The following is a 15,301-nucleotide window of genomic DNA, read 5'->3' as shown; positions in this document are numbered from 1 at the left end:
CCATGGAGCATCACACCCTCGGACGTACCGGCCGCACAGTCTCGGTCATCGGACTCGGCACCTGGCAGTTGGGAGCCGACTGGGGTGAGGTGAGCGAGTCGGATGCGCGTGACGTGCTCGCGGCATCCGTCGACGCCGGGGTCACGTTCTTCGACACCGCCGACGTCTACGGCGACGGGCGGTCGGAGAGCGTGATCGGCGCGTTCCTGGCCGACAACCCCGGCCACGACATCACCGTGGCGACCAAGATGGGCCGTCGCCTCGAGCAGCTGCCGGAGAACTACGTGCTGGCGAACTTCCGCGAGTGGACCGACCGCTCGCGTCGGAACCTCCGCGTCGACACCCTCGACCTGGTGCAGCTGCACTGCCCGCCGTCTGCGGTGTTCACCAGTGACGAGGTCTACGACGCGCTCGACACGCTCGTGTCCGATGGGGTCATCGCGAACTACGGCGTGAGCGTCGAGACCACCGCGCAGGCGCTCGACGCGATCGCCCGACCGGGCACCGCGACGGTGCAGATCATCCTCAACGCCTTCAGGCAGAAGCCGCTCGATGAGGTGCTTCCTGCGGCACAGGCCGCCGGAGTCGGCATCATCGCCCGCGTTCCGCTGGCCTCGGGACTGTTGAGCGGCAAGTACACCCGCGCCACGACCTTCGCCGCGAACGACCACCGCACCTACAACCGCGACGGCTCGGCGTTCGACGTGGGGGAGACGTTCTCGGGCGTGCCATGGGAGACCGGGCTCGAGGCCGCGCACGAGTTCGCCGATCTGGTTCCGGATGCCGTTCCCGTGGCCGAAGCGGCCCTGGCGTGGATCGCCCAGCACCCGGCCGTCAGCGCCGTCATCCCCGGCGCGCGCTCGGTGAAGCAGGCCGTGGCGAATGCCGCGGCTGGTTCCACGCCTCCGCTCGGTGCAGCGTTCGACTCGGCCGTCGCCGACCTGTACGACCGCAGGCTGCGGGAGCTCATCCACCCGCGTTGGTGACTTCCCGTTGATCGAGTAGTGCCACGACGAAGTCGGACACGTATCGAGATCACGCTGAAGTGCGCTTCCTCGAGAGGCGCCGTCGGGAGTGGTCTCGATATGCCTGCTCGCTTCGCTCGCGGGCTGCTCGACCGGCGGGGTCTGCTCGCTTCACTCGGTTCTCAGCGAGCGGGGATGGCGAAGCGCACCTAGTCGTCGTCGGGGTCGCGACCCGTGCGCTCGCCGGCGTCGAGCCGGGCGATCGCCTCGAGGTCGGCATCCGTCAGCTCGAAGTCGAAGACGTCGGCGTTCGCGCGGATGCGCTCGGGCGACGCCGACTTCGGGATGACGACGTTGCCCTGCTGCAGGTGCCAGCGGATGGCGACCTGCGTCGCTGTCGCCCCGTGACGCTCGCCGATGGCCGTCAGCGTCGGGTCGTTCACGGCCCGGCCGCGGGCGAGCGGGGACCACGCCTCGGTGACGATGAGGTGCTCGGCGTGGAACGCGCGCAGCTCGCGCTGCTGGAGCCACGGATGCAGCTCCACCTGGTTGACGACCGGGTGCACGCCCGTCTCGTCGAGCAGGCGCTGCAGGTGGTGGGCGTGGAAGTTGGAGACGCCGATGGAGCTCGCGCGGCCCTCCTCGCTCAGCCTGATGAGAGCGCGCCAGGTCTGGACGTAGAGGTCGGTGCTCGGCACCGGCCAGTGGATGAGGTACAGGTCGATGCGGTCGAGGTTCAGCCGCTCCATGGTGGCGTCGAAGGCGCGCAGGGTGGCGTCGTAGCCGTGGTCGGCGTTGCCGACCTTCGAGGTGACGAAGACGTCGTCGCGCTCGATCCCGGAGTCGTCGATGCCGAGCCCGACGCCGGTCTCGTTCCCGTACAGGGCGGCCGTGTCGATGTGACGGTACCCGGCGTCGAGCGCGGCGACCACCACGGCGGGGGTGTCGGCATCCGAGATCTTGTACACGCCGAGACCCAGCTGCGGGATGCTCAGCCCGTCGCTCATGGTCAGCCGATGCGAGAGGTCCATCAGCTGGGCTGCACGCTCACTGGCTCGGTGTCGGGAAGCGGACTGGCGTCGCGACCGCGCAGGTCGGGGTGCCAGCGCTTGCCGACCACGGGGACGATGAAGCCGACGAGGGCGAACGCCGTGGCGGCCCAGAACGCTCCGACGGGACCGCCGGTGTCGATGAGGAACCCCGCCGCGGCGGAGCCGAGGGCGGCGCCGATGAGCTGTCCGGTGCCCACCCAGCCGTAGGCCTCGGCCGTGTCGCTGAACTTCACGCTGGCCGACACCATGGCGAACAGCACGGCGAGGGCCGGAGCGATGCCGATTCCGGCGACGAACAGGGTGACGGAGAGCCAGAGGAACTCGTTGCCCTCCATGGCGACGAGGCCGAGCATGGCCGCTGCGGTTCCGATGAAGACGATGAACATGCGTCGTGCGCTCGCCCACGGGCCGATGGCGATGTGGCCGAAGCTGAGTCCGCCCGCGATCGAGCCGATCGAGAAGATCGCGAGCACGATGCCGGCCTCGGCGCCGCCGTGCCCGAAGACGGCGACGACGCCGGCCTCGATGGCGGCGCAGGCGCCGACGAGGAGGAAGCCGACGATGGTCGCGAGCATGACCGGAGGACGACGCAGCACTGTGCCGAAGCGGCGCTTGCTGCGGGGAATGCGAACGCGACCGAGCTCTGGGGAGGACAGGAACCAGAGTCCGCCGCCGACGAGGAAGATGACGGCGGTCAGGATGCCCCACACCGTGCTGATCTGGGTGGCGATGAAGGTCGTCACGACAGGTCCGACAACCCAGATGATCTCCTGCGCCGTGGCGTCGAGCGAGAACAGGGGTGTGAGCTGGCGGGAGTTGACCATCTTCGGATAGATCGTGCGCACTGCAGGCTGGATGGGCGGCATGCTGAGCCCGGCGAGAGCGCCGACGGCCATGTACCAGGGGACTGTGAGCGGCAGCAGTGCTATCGCCGTCACGGCCGTCGCGCAGATGGCGATGGTGACGGCGATGACCTGGCGCATGCCCCACACGCCCATGAGGCGGCTCGTCAGCGGACCGGCGATGGCCTGGCCGATGCTCGTGGCCGCCAGCACGAGGCCGGCGGAACCGTAGGAGCCCGTCTGCTGCTCGATGTGCAGCAGGAAGGCGAGCGAGAGCATCCCGAACGGGAAGCGGGCCGTGAGCTGCGCGCTGATGATCCGGGCCACGCCCGGCGTCTTCAACAGATCCGAGTAAGCGCTCACGATGATCCAGACTATCCGGTTGGTCGGGACGCCCGTCAGGGGGTTAGCGTGTACTGATCACGAACCGAAGGGTGCCATGTCAGACCAGCTCATCAGTGTTGACGAGCTTGCCGCAGCGCTCTCGGGCGACGCCAGACCACGACTGCTCGACGTGCGCTGGAGCCTCGGCGGGCCGGATGGGCGCGGCGAGTTCGCGCTCGGCCACATTCCCGGCGCCGTGTACGTCGACCTCGACGAGGAGCTCGCGCGACACGGCGAGCCGACGGACGGACGGCATCCGCTGCCCGAGATCGCCGATCTCGAGCAGTCCGCCCGCGCCTGGGGCCTGAACGTCGGCGATGCCGTGGTGGTCTACGACGACCGCGGCGGACAATCGGCCGCTCGGGCGTGGTGGCTGCTGCGCCACGCCGGCCTCGCCGACGTGCGCCTGCTGGACGGCGGGTGGTCAGCGTGGACGGCTGCGGGTCTTCCCACGACGACGGATGCCGCCACTCCGCCTCCCGGCGACGTCGTCCTCGAGTACGGGCACCTCGCCGTGCTCGGCATCGACGAGGCGGCGGCCCTCCCTCATCACGGCGTGCTCATCGACGCGCGCGCGGCCGAACGCTACCGGGGCGATGTCGAACCGATCGACCCGCGCGCCGGCCACATCCCGGGTGCCGTCAATGCCCCGTCGGCCGACAACCTCGGCCCCGACGGACGCTTCCTGTCGCCCGCCCGTCTGGCCGAGCGCTTCGCGTCGCTCGGAGTCGACTCCCGGCATCCGGTCGGCGTGTACTGCGGTTCCGGCGTGACGGCCGCTCACGACGCCCTGGCCCTGACCATCGCCGGATTCGAGCCGGCGCTGTATCCAGGCTCCTGGTCGCAGTGGTCGAACCACCCCGATCGCCCAGTGGCCACGGGCACCCCCAGCTCCACCATCTCCACCAGCACCGACTAGAAAGTAGAACCCCCATGCGCCTCTCCAGATCACTGCCGGTCATCCTCGCCGCAACGGCGGCGACGGCACTGCTGCTCACGGGCTGCGTCGACAACTCGACGCCGGCCGCGACGACGGGCGGCGGCTCCTCGACGGCCGCAGTCGCGAAGGACGATGCCGCGGCCAAGCTCCTGCCGGAGAAGGTCGCCTCCTCGGGCAAGCTCATCATCGGCACCGACCCGACCTACGCGCCCAACGAGTTCAAGAACGAGGCCGGCGAGCCCATCGGCTGGGGCATCGAGCTCGCCGCAGCCGTCGCGGCCAAGCTCGGCCTGACCCCTGAGTACCAGGTCGCCAAGTTCGACAACATCATCCCGAGCGTCACCGGCGGCAAGGCCGACATCGGCGAGTCCAGCTTCACCGACACGGTCGAGCGCGAGAAGCAGGTCGACTTCGTCAACTACTACACGGCGGGCATCCTCTGGGCGTCGGCGAAGGGCAAGGACGTCGACCCCGAGAACGCCTGTGGACTCACCGTCGCGGTGCAGGCGACGACCTACGAGGACACCGACGAGGTTCCGGCCAAGAGCGACGCCTGCGTGAAGGCAGGCAAGGACCCGATCGACAAGGTGCAGTACGACACGCAGGATGCCGCGACCAACGCCGTCGCACTCGGCCAGGCCGACGCCATGAGCGCCGACTCGCCCGTCACGCTGTACGCGATCTCGAAGACCGACGACAAGCTGCAGGCGGCCGGCGAGTCCTTCGACGAGGCTCCCTACGGCATCGTCGTCGGCAAGGACTCGGGACTGACCGAGGCCATCCAGGCGGCCATGCAGTCGCTCATGGACGACGGCACCTACGGCGAGATCCTCGACACCTGGGGCGTCGCAGACGGCGGCATCTCCGAAGCCACCATCAACGCCGCGGCGAACGGCTGATCATGTCGGACGACGAGCGTCGGCCTGAGCCGATCAAGGCCATCAAGCTGAAGCATCCGTGGCGGAACGTGTTCGCCGTGGTGCTGATCCTCATCGTCGCGCTCGTCGTCATCGACGCCGCCCAGCGGCCGGCTTTCGACTGGGCGTCGGTGGGGAAGTACATCTTCGACCGTCGCATCTCGCAGGCCGCCGTCGTCACCCTCGAGCTCACCGTGCTCTCGATGGTGATTGCGATCATCCTCGGCATCGTGCTCGCCGTCATGCGGCTCTCGCCCAATCCCGTCGTGAAGAGCGTCGCCTGGGTGTACCTCTGGATCTTCCGCGGAACACCGGTCTACGTCCAGCTCACGTTCTGGGGCCTCATCGCCGTCATCTACCAGTCCATCGACATCGGCGTTCCGTTCACCGAACCGTGGATCTCCATGGAGACCAAGAACGTGATCAGCGTGTTCTGGATCGCCGTGATCGGCCTGGCGCTCAACGAGGCCGCCTACATGGCTGAGATCGTGCGTGCCGGACTCCTCTCGGTCGACCCCGGGCAGGAGGAGGCGGCGAAGGCACTCGGGATGAGCTGGTCGCAGACCATGCTGCGCGTCGTGATCCCGCAGTCGATGCGGATCATCATCCCCCCGACGGGCAACGAGGTGATCTCGATGCTCAAGACCACCTCGCTGGTGACGGCCGTGCCGTTCGGCCTCGACCTGTACAACCGGGCGCGCGACATCTCGGCCGAGACGTTCAACCCCATTCCCCTGCTCATCGTGGCGTCGCTCTGGTACCTGCTGTTCACGTCGATCCTCATGATCGGCCAGTACTTCCTGGAGAAGCGCTTCGCCCGCGGTGTCGGCGACCGCCGACCAGACAAGGGGGCTGGGCCCACCGGGACCCTGCCCGTCGTCGGCGCCGGTCAACCGACCGTCATCGCCCCTTCCCACGAGGCCGGAGGCCACTGATGACCGACACCACATCCGTCGCGGCGTCTGTTCCGATGGTCCTCGCCGACGGCGTCTCGAAGAGCTTCGGCACCAACGAGGTGTTGAAGTCCATCTCGCTCGAGGTGAAGCGCGGCGAGGTGATGTGCCTCGTCGGGCCGTCCGGCTCCGGCAAGTCGACCTTCCTGCGGCTGATCAACCACCTCGAGATCCTCTCGGCCGGGCGTCTCAGCGTCGACGGCGACCTGGTGGGCTACAGGGAGACGGCTGGGAAGCTCTACGAGCTGAAGCCGAAGGAAGCGTCCATGCAGCGACGCGACATCGGCATGGTGTTCCAGCGCTTCAACCTGTTCCCGCACATGACGGCGCTCGAGAATGTGATGGAGGCGCCCATCCGCGTCAAGGGCCAGCCGAAGCAGGAGGTGCGCAAGCGCGCACTGGAGCTCCTCGCCCGGGTGGGTCTCGCAGAGCGTGCCGACTACTACCCGGCTCACCTCTCGGGCGGCCAGCAGCAGCGCGTCGCCATCGCGCGGGCGCTGGCGATGGACCCCAAGCTCATGCTCTTCGACGAGCCGACCAGCGCGCTGGACCCCGAGCTCGTCGGCGAGGTGCTCGACGTGATGAAGGAGCTCGCGACGTCAGGGATGACCATGATCGTGGTGACGCACGAGATGGGCTTCGCCCGCGAGGTGGCCGACTCCCTGGTCTTCATGGACGGTGGCGTGGTCGTGGAGTCCGGCGATCCGCGCGAGGTGCTCTCGAACCCGACGCACGAGCGTACGAAGGCGTTCCTCTCGAAGGTGCTGTGATCCCGACGGTTCGCTGAGCGTCGGATGCGGCCCGCGGGCGAGCGCGGGTCGCACGTAACTCGACGCAACCGCGGCGATGCGGCATCCGCTGCCGACGTAGCCTGTCTGTCATGTCCATCGCCGAGTCGCCGTCGCCTGAGCTGTCGCCAGCGCTCGCGTCAGCCATCGACGCGCCGGCCTGGGAGGTGCTGCCCTCGGTGGCGCACCTCATCGGCGAGACGCCGATGGTCGAACTCAGTGTGCTGACGCGCGGGCTGCCCGTGCGCATCGTCGTGAAGCTCGAGGGTCGGAACCCCGGCGGCTCGGCCAAGGACCGTGCAGCGCTGAACATGGTGCGCGCGGCGGAAGCGTCGGGCGCGCTCGCTCCTGGCGGCACCATCGTGGAGTCGAGCTCGGGCAACACCGGCATCGGCCTCGCCCTCGTCGGCCGCCTGACCGGACATCCGGTCGTCATCGTGCACGACGCGAACACCTCCGCCGAGAAGAAGGCGCTGCTCGCGGCGTTCGGCGCGAGGCTGGTGGAGGCCGACTGGGACGCCTCGCCCGACGACCCGGCGAACCCACGGGCCATCGCCGCCGGCATCACGGCGGAGACGCCGGGCGCGTGGCAGTCGCGCCAGTTCGACAACGCCGACAACCCCGAGGCCCACGTGCTGACGACAGGCCCCGAGCTCTGGCGCCAGACCGCCGGCCTCGTCACCCACTTCGTCGCCTCGATCGGCACCGGCGGCACCATCAGCGGCGTCGGTCGCTACCTGCGCGACGTGTCCGGCGGAGGCGTGCGCATCATCGGCGCCAACCCCATCGGCTCGACCTACGGGGGCGGCCCTGACGGACCCATCCGCATCGACGGCGTCGGCACGCGCTGGCCGCGCGAGTGGTGGCCGCTGAACGTCGACTCCGCCGTCATCGACGAGGTGCGTACCATCGACGATGAACGCGTGCACGAGGTGGCGCGCTCCCTGGCACTCGAGGAGGGCCTGCTGCTCGGGCCGTCATCGGCCCTGGCCGTGGCCACGGCCCTGGAGGTCGCCCGTGAGGCGCCAGCCGGATCCGTCATCGCCGTGATCTCACCGGATTCCGGCCTCAACTACCTGAGCAAGGGACTGTACACATGAGCCTGCTGCACTTCGGATGGTTCCTGGGGGCCGGCTTCGGAGTGCAGGGGTGGGGTGACGACAGCTACGGCGTCGGATACGACTGGAAGAAGCCGCAGGTCTACCAGGACGCCGCACGCGTCTTCGAGGCATCCGGACTCGACCTCCTGGTCATCGAAGACGGTGTGACAGTACCCGACACCTACGGCGGAACGGCCGAGGTCAACCTCGCCAGCGCGCGCTTCGTGCCCAAGCACGATCCGCTGCCCCTCGTGCCCTACCTGCTCGGCGCCACGTCGAAGCTCGGAATCGTTCCGACGCTCTCGGCCAGCTTCTACGAACCCTTCACAGCCGCGCGCCTGTTGTCGACGCTGCAGCATTTCGCGGACGGGCGGCTCGGCTTCAATGTCGTGACGAGCGGCAGCGACCTCGCCGCGCAGAACTACGGCCTCGACAAGCAGATCGAGCACGACCTGCGCTACGACCGTGCCGATGAGTGGATCGACGTCGTGCGCAAGCTCTGGCGGTCGTGGGAGCCCGACGCGATCGTCGAGGACGTCGCCGGCGGGGTGTTCGCCGACTTCAGCAAGGTTCACACCATCGACCACGATGGCCGCTTCTTCAAGGTTCGCGGACCCCTCACGAACGCCCCGCTGCCCGAGGAGCCCGTGATGGTGCAGGCCGGCGCCTCCGGCCGTGGGCAGGCCTTCGCCGGCAAGAACTCCGACGTCGTGCTCGCCCTGGCGTCGACACCGGAACGGATGCGAGCCCACCGCGACTCGGTGCGCCAGGCCGCCGCCGACGCCGGCCGCTCGCCCGACGACATCCGCGTGCTCTTCGTCGTGCAGCCCATCGTCACGGCGAACGCCGAGGAGTCGGCCTCGGTGCGCGCCCGTCGCGCCGAGCTGACGACCGCCGCGATCGACGAGGCGCTCCAGTCCATCTCGTACCTCTCGGGCGTGGACTTCAAGCAGTTCGACCTCGACGCGCCGCTGCCCGAGCTCACGACGAACAGCAATCAGGGCACACTCGACAACTTCGTGAAGAGCGCGCCGGCTGGTTCGACGCTGCGCGAGATCCTGCAGACCCGGGCGAAGGGCGACGGCCTGGCCGTCATCGGAACGCCGGACGAGATCGCCGATCACCTCGCGACGCTGGGCGAGCAGGTAGGCGGCGACGGTTTCCTGTTCACCGGCCACGTGCACCCGGCGAACGTGCACCGCACCCTCGATCCGCTCGTCCCGGCACTGCGCCGCCGCGGGGTGCTGCGCACGGAACTCGGCGACGGCGGCCTGCGGCGGAATCTGCTGGACTTCTGATGACCGTCGAGCTCGGGGCCGCCGCGACGACGCCGGACGACATCCGTCGGATCGCCGCCGGAGAGGCCGTCGTGCTGGCGTCGGCCGCACTGGATCGCGTGCGGGCGTCGCGGATCGTCGTCGAGCGCGTGCTGGCGTCGGGGGAGTCGGTCTACGGACTCACGACGCGGCTGGGGTCCGGACGCGACGAGCGGATCGATCCGGAGGACCTGCTCGCCTTCCAGCGCCAGGTCGTGGCGAACCATGACGGCGGTGTCGGCGAGCTCCTCCCCGATGACGCCGTGCGGGCCATCATCGCCGCGCGCCTCGCCGTGCTGCTGAACGGCGGGGCCGGGGTTCGCGAGGAACTCGTGCACGCCGTCGCCGCCCTGCTCGACGATCCGCCCGCCGTGCGACGGCTCGGCTCCGTCGGTGCGGCCGACCTCACCCACCTCGCCGCGCTGCTCGCGGCCCTGGGCGAGCAGGGCTTCGTGCTGGCTCCCCATGAGGCCGCCGCCTTCCTGAGCGCGAATGCCGCCACGATCGGACTGGCCGCTCTCGCCGTGGGGGAGGTGCGTGAGACCGTCGCGTCCGCCGACGCCATCGTCGCACTGAGCCTCCAGGCCCTCGGCGCCCACGGTCCGGCGGGCTCCCTGACGCCGTACTCCGCCGTCGTCCAGGCAGCCACGGGTCGCTCGGGCGCCACCGCGAGCGCCGAACGCATCAGGAACGCCATCGCCGGAAGCTTCCTCGACGACCCGGACCGCATCGTCAGCGTGCAGGACCCGCTATCGCTGCGCACGGCGCCGCAGATCCACGGCGCGGTCTCGGACATCGCCGACCGCATCGACGACGAACTCGGCATCGAACTCGGCTCCCGCCCGGAGAACCCTGTCGTGGACGGCGACAGGATGCTGTCCGGCGGCAACTTCTCGGCTGTGGGGCTGGCGATCGTCATCGAGAGCGCCCGTCTCGGCCTGGCCCACCTCGCGGCGGCGAGCGAGCGCCGCACGGCGCTGCTCTCGTCCGAGCTGCGCACCTTCCGGTCCGCCGGTCGCACCACGCTGGCGGGCCTCAGCTGGTACGCCGCCGCAGATGCGCTGGCGGAGCTGCGCCAGATCGCCGCCCCGGTCTCTCTCGGTGCGACAGTGCTGTCGGGCGTCGAGGACGTGGCCTCCTTCGCGCCGGCCGCCCTGCGTCTGCTCGAGCGCAGCCTGGAGCTGACGCGATCCGTGCTCGCCGTTGAGGCATTGCACGCGGCCGAGCTGCTGGCGCTCGCCGAGCAGCCGCCTCGCCTGTCGGCGGAATCCGCGTCGCTCTACGGTGACGTGACGGCCCTCCGCGAACGCCCGGCGGCCGACGCGGTGGCTGCGGCATCCGTTCTCCTGACGCGTCTCCAGCGCTGAGGAGACGCGCGCGCACGGTCGTGCGGCAGCGGGACAGTGCGCAGGCGTCCCCTCAGTGCTGGGGGAGGTCCTTCTCGAAGGCCAGGTAGCCGACGGCCTCCCAGTCGCCGTCGAGGTCGAACAGCGGCGTGTAGCCGAGGCTGCGGTAGAGGGCGACGGCCTCGGGCTGACGGGCTCCGGTGGTGAGTTCGAGGCGACGGATGCCGCGACGCGACGCCTCGGCCTCGAGCTCGGCCATCACGCGCCGGGCGAGGCCACGGCGGCGGTGGGCCGAGTGCGTCCAGACGCGCTTGATCTCCACGGCGTCGTCGCCTGCGCGCTTGAACGCGCCGCCGGCGACGGGGTCCCCGGCCCCATCGAGCAGGAGCAGGAAGTCGCCGCCGAACTCGGGCGTGAACAGCTCCGCCGGATAGCGCGAGAGCTCCACCGACGACGGGATGCCGTCGTTCAGTCCGTAACGCTCGTCGTACTCGCGCGACAACTCCTCGACGAGGGGGCGGGCGAGCACGTCGTCGGAGCGGACGTGGACGACGGTGACGGATGCTGTGTCGACATCAGGCATGCGAGAACGCTACTCGCGTGCGGCCGGGTGGCCGCCCAGCATGACGAACCGTTGCGCCCGTGCGAGGTCAGCGCCCGCCCAGCACCTTCACGATGCGCTGCAGCGACACAGTCTCGGCGGCGCGCAGCTCCTGTGCGAACAGGCTGATGCGCAGTTCCTCGATCATCCAGCGCGCCCTCACCAGGGATGGCGTCGCGCGCGCGTCGATCGGGATCGTGCCGCCGGCCTCCTCGTAGCGCGCCGTCGCCTGCTGCACCTCGGTCATCCACACGCGGTCGCGCGCCGGGTTCTCGCGGAGCTTCACCACGCGGGCGAGGATGCCGCTGAGGTAGCGCGGAACGTGTCGCAACCGCTCGAGGCCCGTGGCCGAGACGAAGCCGGCGTAGACCAGTCCGCCCACCTGCTCCCGAGCATCCGTCAGCGCCGAGATGACCTGCATGCTGGTCGCCTCCTTCAGCGCCTTGTCGACGGAACGCGAGGCTGCCAGGGTGCGCGACACCAGGCCGACGGTCTCGAACATCGACTCCATGATCACGCCCGAGACGCGGTCGCGCACGGCCTCGAACTCCGAACGCTGGAACAGCATCCCGTCGGGAGCGATGCGGTAGAGCACGTCATCGATGCAGGCGAGCAGGCAGTCGTCGAACAGCGCGTTGGTGCTGCGGTACGGGCTCGCCGCGAGAGCGAGCTTCTCGGTGTTCGTGAGGTGCTGCTGCACGTAGCTCGACGGCGACGGCACGGCGAGGGCGAGCAGTCGACGGATGCCGCCCGGCATGGCCTTCGCCTGGTCCTCGGCCGTCGGCAGCAGGCGCAGGCTCACCGACGCCCCGTCATCGACGAGGGCGGGGTAGGCGCGGATCGAGTTGCCGGCGACCCTGGTGTCGACGTGCCGCGGGATCTCATCGGTGTCCCAGGCGGTGATGCCGGTGCGTTCGCTGAAGCCGCCGCTGGGCCGCAGGCGGGTGCCGGTGAGGGCATCACGCGCGGCGGCGACCTGCGTCGGTCCGCCGGCGCGCTGCCGCGGCGGACGCTCGGCGAAGGTGCGAGCGACAGCGTCGCGCGCCTTGTCGGCGAGCTGCAGCTGCAGGGCGCGCAGGTCCTTGCCCGAGGCGACGGGTCGTCCGCGGTCGTCGACGACGGAGAAGGTCACGCGCAGGTGACCGGGGATGCGATCGAGCTCGACGTCGGCCGCTGTCACCGCGGTGTACGTCAGTCGCTGGATGATCGCGGCGACGGCTGCTGTGAAGGGTTCGTCGGCCGGCTCATCCGGGAGCTCGGCCGCGATCTTCACGGCCCAGTCATTGGCCGGGACGACCTGGCGGCGGATCGCCTTCGGCAGCGCCTTGATGATCGCGGCGATCAGCTCGGTGCGGAGGCCGGCCACCTGCCAGTCGAAGCCGTTCGGGCTCACTCGGGCGAGCAGTGCGAGGGGGATGACGGCTGTCACGCCGTCATCGACAGCCCCGGGCTCGAACCTGTAGCGCAGGGTGAAGCGCTGGTCGTCCTGGCGCCAACTCGGCGGATAGGCGGTCTCGTCGACCTCGGGCGAGTCTTCGGGGGCGAGAGCCTCCGGCGTCATAGTCAGGAGGTCGGGGGTCTCGGTGCGTGCACGCCGCCACCAGCCTTCGAAGCTGCGCGTCGAATAGACGTCGGCGGGAATGCGCTTCTCGTAGAACTCGAAGACGGCCTCGTCGTCGAACAGGATGTCGCGGCGACGGGTGCGTTCCTCGAGTTGCTCGAGCTCGGTGCGCAGCTTGCGGTTCGCACGATCGAAGGCCTGCTTGGAATCCCATTCACCCTGCACGAGCGCGTGCCTGATGAACAGTTCGCGGGCGTAGGGCTGGTCGATGCGGGCGAACTGCACGCGGCGGCGCGGGATGATCGGAACCCCGTAGAGCGTGACCTTCTCGTACGCGACGACGGCGCCCTGCGTCTTCTCCCAGTGCGGTTCGCTGTGGCTGCGCTTGAGCAGGTCGCCGGCGAGCGGCTCCGCCCACGCCGGATCGATGGCGGCGTTCATGCGGCCGAACAGGCGACTGGTCTCGACGAGCTCGGCGCTCATGACGGCATCCGGCTGCTTCTTGGCGAGAGCGGATCCCGGGAAGATGGCGAACCGGGCCTGACGCGCACCGACGTACTCGATGCGCGGTCGACCGGCGGCGCCCTTCGCCGGCTTCTCGTCCTTGAGGCCGATGTGCGAGAGCAGGCCGGCGAGCAGCGCCCGGTGGATGCCGTCGCCGTTGATCTCGCCGCCGGCGTCAGTCACGGCCAGCCCGAGCGGCTTCGCGAGCTGGCGCAGCTGACGGTAGACGTCCTGCCACTCGCGCACGCGCAGGTAGTTGAGGAACTCGCTCTTGCAGAGGCGGCGGAACGCGCTCGACGAGAGCGCGCGCTGCTGCGTCTCGATGTAGGTCCAGAGGTTCAGCAGCGTCAGGAAGTCGCTCGTCGGGTCGGCGAAGCGCGCGTGCAACTGGTCGGCCTGCGCACGCTTCTCCAGCGGTCTCTCGCGCGGATCCTGGATGGTGATGCCGGCGACGATGGCCAGCACCTCGCGGCTCACGCCCTGCGCCTTCGACTCGATGACCATGCGCCCGAAGCGCGGGTCGATCGGCAGGCGCGAGAGATCGCGGCCGATGCGCGTGAGGCGCAACGAGCTGCCCACTTCCGCCGGTTCAGAGCGTCTCGCACTAGCTGAAGTGGGCGGTTGGCGGGACTTGTCCAGCGCGCCGAGTTCCGCGAGCAGGTCGAGACCGTCCTTGATGCCGCGGGAATCGGGCGGGGTGAGGAACGGGAAGTCCTCGATGGACCCGAGTCCGAGCGAGATCATCTGCAGGATGACGGCGGCCAGGTTCGTGCGCAGCACCTCGGGTTCGGTGAACTCGGGGCGACGGCTGAAGTCCTCCTCCGAGTACAGGCGGATGGCGATGCCGTCGCTGGTGCGGCCCGAACGGCCGGAGCGCTGGTTCGCCGAGGCCTGCGAGATGGCCTCGATGGGCAGGCGCTGCACCTTCGAGCGCACGCTGTAGCGGCTGATGCGCGCGGTTCCGGCATCCACCACGTACCGGATGCCGGGAACCGTGAGCGAGGTCTCGGCCACGTTCGTCGCCAGCACGATGCGACGGCGAACGCCCGCGGTCTTCGACGGCTCGAACACGCGGTGCTGGTCGGCGGACGAGAGCCGGCCGTACAGGGGGAGGACCTCGGTGACGGATGCCCCACCCTGGTAGTGCCCGCGCACGGCCTCCTCGGCGTCGCGGATCTCGTTCTCACCCGAGAGGAAGACGAGGACGTCGCCGGCCGACTCGCGCGCGAGCTCGTCGAGGGCGTCGAGGATGCCCTGCAGGTAGTCCTTGTCGTCGCGGGCGGCTCCGTCGTCGTCATCGTCGTCGCCCTCCGTCTCGGCGACCAAGGGCCGATAGCGGATCTCGACGGGGAAGGTGCGACCCGACACCTCGATGATGGGGGCGGGCCTGCCGTCAGCGTCAGCGAAGTGCTTCGCGAAGCTCTCGGGGTCGATGGTCGCCGAGGTGACGATGACCTTGAGGTCGGGGCGCCGGGGGAGCAGCTGCTTGAGGTAGCCGATGAGGAAGTCGATGTTGAGGCTTCGCTCGTGGGCCTCGTCGATGATGATCGTGTCGTACTTGCTCAGCAGCCTGTCGTGGTGCATCTCGTTGAGCAGGATGCCGTCGGTCATCAGTTTCACGCGGGTGTCGGCCGACGAGCGATCGGTGAAGCGCACCTGGTAGCCGACGAGACCGCCCAGCTCATCGCCGAGCTCCTCGGCGATGCGCTCGGCGATGGTGCGAGCCGCGAGGCGCCGGGGCTGGGTGTGGCCGATGTTCTTTCGACCCAGCTCCAGGCAGATCTTGGGCAGCTGCGTGGTCTTGCCCGAGCCTGTCGCGCCGGCCACGATCACGACCTGGTTGTCACGGATGGCGTCCGCGATCTCGCCGCGCATGCGGCTGACCGGCAGCTCCGGAGGGTAGGTGATGACCGGGATCGTGGGGGTGGTCGCGGTCTCAGCCATAGCCCTCCATCTTAAGCCGCCCGTGCGTGGGCATCGCTCCGTCCTCTCCGCTGAACGGATGCGGTCTGAAACGCGGTTAGCGTTGGAG

The 15,301-nt window shown here is 69.6% G+C and carries 12 protein-coding genes; 8 read left to right on the top strand and 4 right to left on the bottom strand.

Features of this window, described 5'->3' with window-relative positions; genetic code table 11:
• The first annotated feature begins 2 nt into the window (after nt 1–2).
• Nucleotides 3–986 carry an aldo/keto reductase gene (locus ASF30_RS03810; RefSeq protein ID WP_055901635.1) on the top strand — a complete coding sequence of 328 codons (984 nt, stop codon included), beginning with the start codon at nt 3–5 and terminating at the stop codon, nt 984–986.
• A 188-nt stretch (nt 987–1,174) separates the two neighbouring features.
• Here ASF30_RS03810 and ASF30_RS03805 read toward each other — a convergent pair whose 3' ends face one another.
• Nucleotides 1,175–1,972: an aldo/keto reductase gene (locus tag ASF30_RS03805; RefSeq protein WP_235480256.1), complete on the bottom strand. Its 798-nt coding sequence runs from the start codon at nt 1,970–1,972 to the stop codon at nt 1,175–1,177.
• A 23-nt stretch (nt 1,973–1,995) separates the two neighbouring features.
• Nucleotides 1,996–3,222 carry an MFS transporter gene (locus tag ASF30_RS03800; RefSeq protein ID WP_055901627.1) on the bottom strand — a complete coding sequence of 409 codons (1,227 nt, stop codon included), beginning with the start codon at nt 3,220–3,222 and terminating at the stop codon, nt 1,996–1,998.
• A gap of 76 nt (nt 3,223–3,298) precedes the next feature.
• Here ASF30_RS03800 and ASF30_RS03795 point away from each other — a divergent pair, with 76 nt between their 5' ends.
• From ASF30_RS03795 to ASF30_RS03765, 7 genes are all read left to right on the top strand, one after another.
• The gene (locus ASF30_RS03795; RefSeq protein ID WP_055901624.1) at nt 3,299–4,162 is read left to right on the top strand and encodes a sulfurtransferase; all 864 of its coding nucleotides are present in this window, start codon (nt 3,299–3,301) and stop codon (nt 4,160–4,162) included.
• Between the two features lie 14 nt (nt 4,163–4,176).
• Complete coding sequence (locus ASF30_RS03790; protein ID WP_055901620.1) at nt 4,177–5,082, top strand: ABC transporter substrate-binding protein; 906 nt, start codon at nt 4,177–4,179, stop codon at nt 5,080–5,082.
• A gap of 2 nt (nt 5,083–5,084) precedes the next feature.
• A complete protein-coding gene (locus ASF30_RS03785) occupies nt 5,085–6,035 on the top strand; it encodes an amino acid ABC transporter permease (protein WP_055901618.1) in 951 nt (316 codons plus the stop codon).
• A complete protein-coding gene (locus ASF30_RS03780) occupies nt 6,035–6,823 on the top strand; it encodes an amino acid ABC transporter ATP-binding protein (protein WP_082467421.1) in 789 nt (262 codons plus the stop codon). Before ASF30_RS03785 ends, ASF30_RS03780 begins: the two co-directional genes overlap by 1 nt.
• Nucleotides 6,824–6,933: 110 nt before the next feature.
• Nucleotides 6,934–7,941 (top strand): PLP-dependent cysteine synthase family protein, encoded by a 1,008-nt coding sequence (locus ASF30_RS03775; RefSeq protein ID WP_055901616.1) that lies wholly within the window; start codon nt 6,934–6,936, stop codon nt 7,939–7,941.
• Complete coding sequence (locus ASF30_RS03770; RefSeq protein WP_055901614.1) at nt 7,938–9,239, top strand: NtaA/DmoA family FMN-dependent monooxygenase; 1,302 nt, start codon at nt 7,938–7,940, stop codon at nt 9,237–9,239. The genes ASF30_RS03775 and ASF30_RS03770 overlap by 4 nt, the downstream gene beginning before the upstream one ends.
• Entirely contained in the window at nt 9,239–10,624 is a 1,386-nt protein-coding gene (locus ASF30_RS03765; protein WP_055901612.1) for an aromatic amino acid lyase, read from the top strand. Before ASF30_RS03770 ends, ASF30_RS03765 begins: the two co-directional genes overlap by 1 nt.
• A gap of 52 nt (nt 10,625–10,676) precedes the next feature.
• On the opposite strand, the gene ASF30_RS03760 is transcribed toward ASF30_RS03765, so the two are convergent.
• Complete coding sequence (locus tag ASF30_RS03760; protein WP_055901608.1) at nt 10,677–11,186, bottom strand: GNAT family N-acetyltransferase; 510 nt, start codon at nt 11,184–11,186, stop codon at nt 10,677–10,679.
• Nucleotides 11,187–11,253: 67 nt separating this feature from the next.
• Complete coding sequence (hrpA, locus tag ASF30_RS03755) at nt 11,254–15,213, bottom strand: ATP-dependent RNA helicase HrpA (RefSeq protein ID WP_055901605.1); 3,960 nt, start codon at nt 15,211–15,213, stop codon at nt 11,254–11,256.
• Between the last annotated feature and the right edge of the window lie 88 nt (nt 15,214–15,301).

The sequence above is a fragment of the Leifsonia sp. Leaf264 genome (assembly GCF_001422325.1).
Taxonomy (GTDB): domain Bacteria; phylum Actinomycetota; class Actinomycetes; order Actinomycetales; family Microbacteriaceae; genus Orlajensenia.
The sequence above is the reverse complement of the archived record's forward strand: the minus strand, read 5'-3'. Positions and strand labels throughout refer to the sequence as shown.

What these genes read in the sequence shown, in the direction of transcription:
- ASF30_RS03810 (WP_055901635.1), top strand. Translation starts at nt 3, where the DNA reads ATGGAGCATCACACCCTCGGACGTACCGGCCGCACAGTCTCGGTCATC.
- ASF30_RS03770 (WP_055901614.1), top strand. Translation starts at nt 7,938, where the DNA reads ATGAGCCTGCTGCACTTCGGATGGTTCCTGGGGGCCGGCTTCGGAGTG.
- ASF30_RS03790 (WP_055901620.1), top strand. Translation starts at nt 4,177, where the DNA reads ATGCGCCTCTCCAGATCACTGCCGGTCATCCTCGCCGCAACGGCGGCG.
- ASF30_RS03760 (WP_055901608.1), bottom strand. Translation starts at nt 11,186, where the DNA reads ATGCCTGATGTCGACACAGCATCCGTCACCGTCGTCCACGTCCGCTCC.
- ASF30_RS03765 (WP_055901612.1), top strand. Translation starts at nt 9,239, where the DNA reads ATGACCGTCGAGCTCGGGGCCGCCGCGACGACGCCGGACGACATCCGT.
- ASF30_RS03805 (WP_235480256.1), bottom strand. Translation starts at nt 1,972, where the DNA reads ATGAGCGACGGGCTGAGCATCCCGCAGCTGGGTCTCGGCGTGTACAAG.
- ASF30_RS03785 (WP_055901618.1), top strand. Translation starts at nt 5,085, where the DNA reads ATGTCGGACGACGAGCGTCGGCCTGAGCCGATCAAGGCCATCAAGCTG.
- ASF30_RS03775 (WP_055901616.1), top strand. Translation starts at nt 6,934, where the DNA reads ATGTCCATCGCCGAGTCGCCGTCGCCTGAGCTGTCGCCAGCGCTCGCG.
- ASF30_RS03795 (WP_055901624.1), top strand. Translation starts at nt 3,299, where the DNA reads ATGTCAGACCAGCTCATCAGTGTTGACGAGCTTGCCGCAGCGCTCTCG.
- ASF30_RS03780 (WP_082467421.1), top strand. Translation starts at nt 6,035, where the DNA reads ATGACCGACACCACATCCGTCGCGGCGTCTGTTCCGATGGTCCTCGCC.
- hrpA (WP_055901605.1), bottom strand. Translation starts at nt 15,213, where the DNA reads ATGGCTGAGACCGCGACCACCCCCACGATCCCGGTCATCACCTACCCT.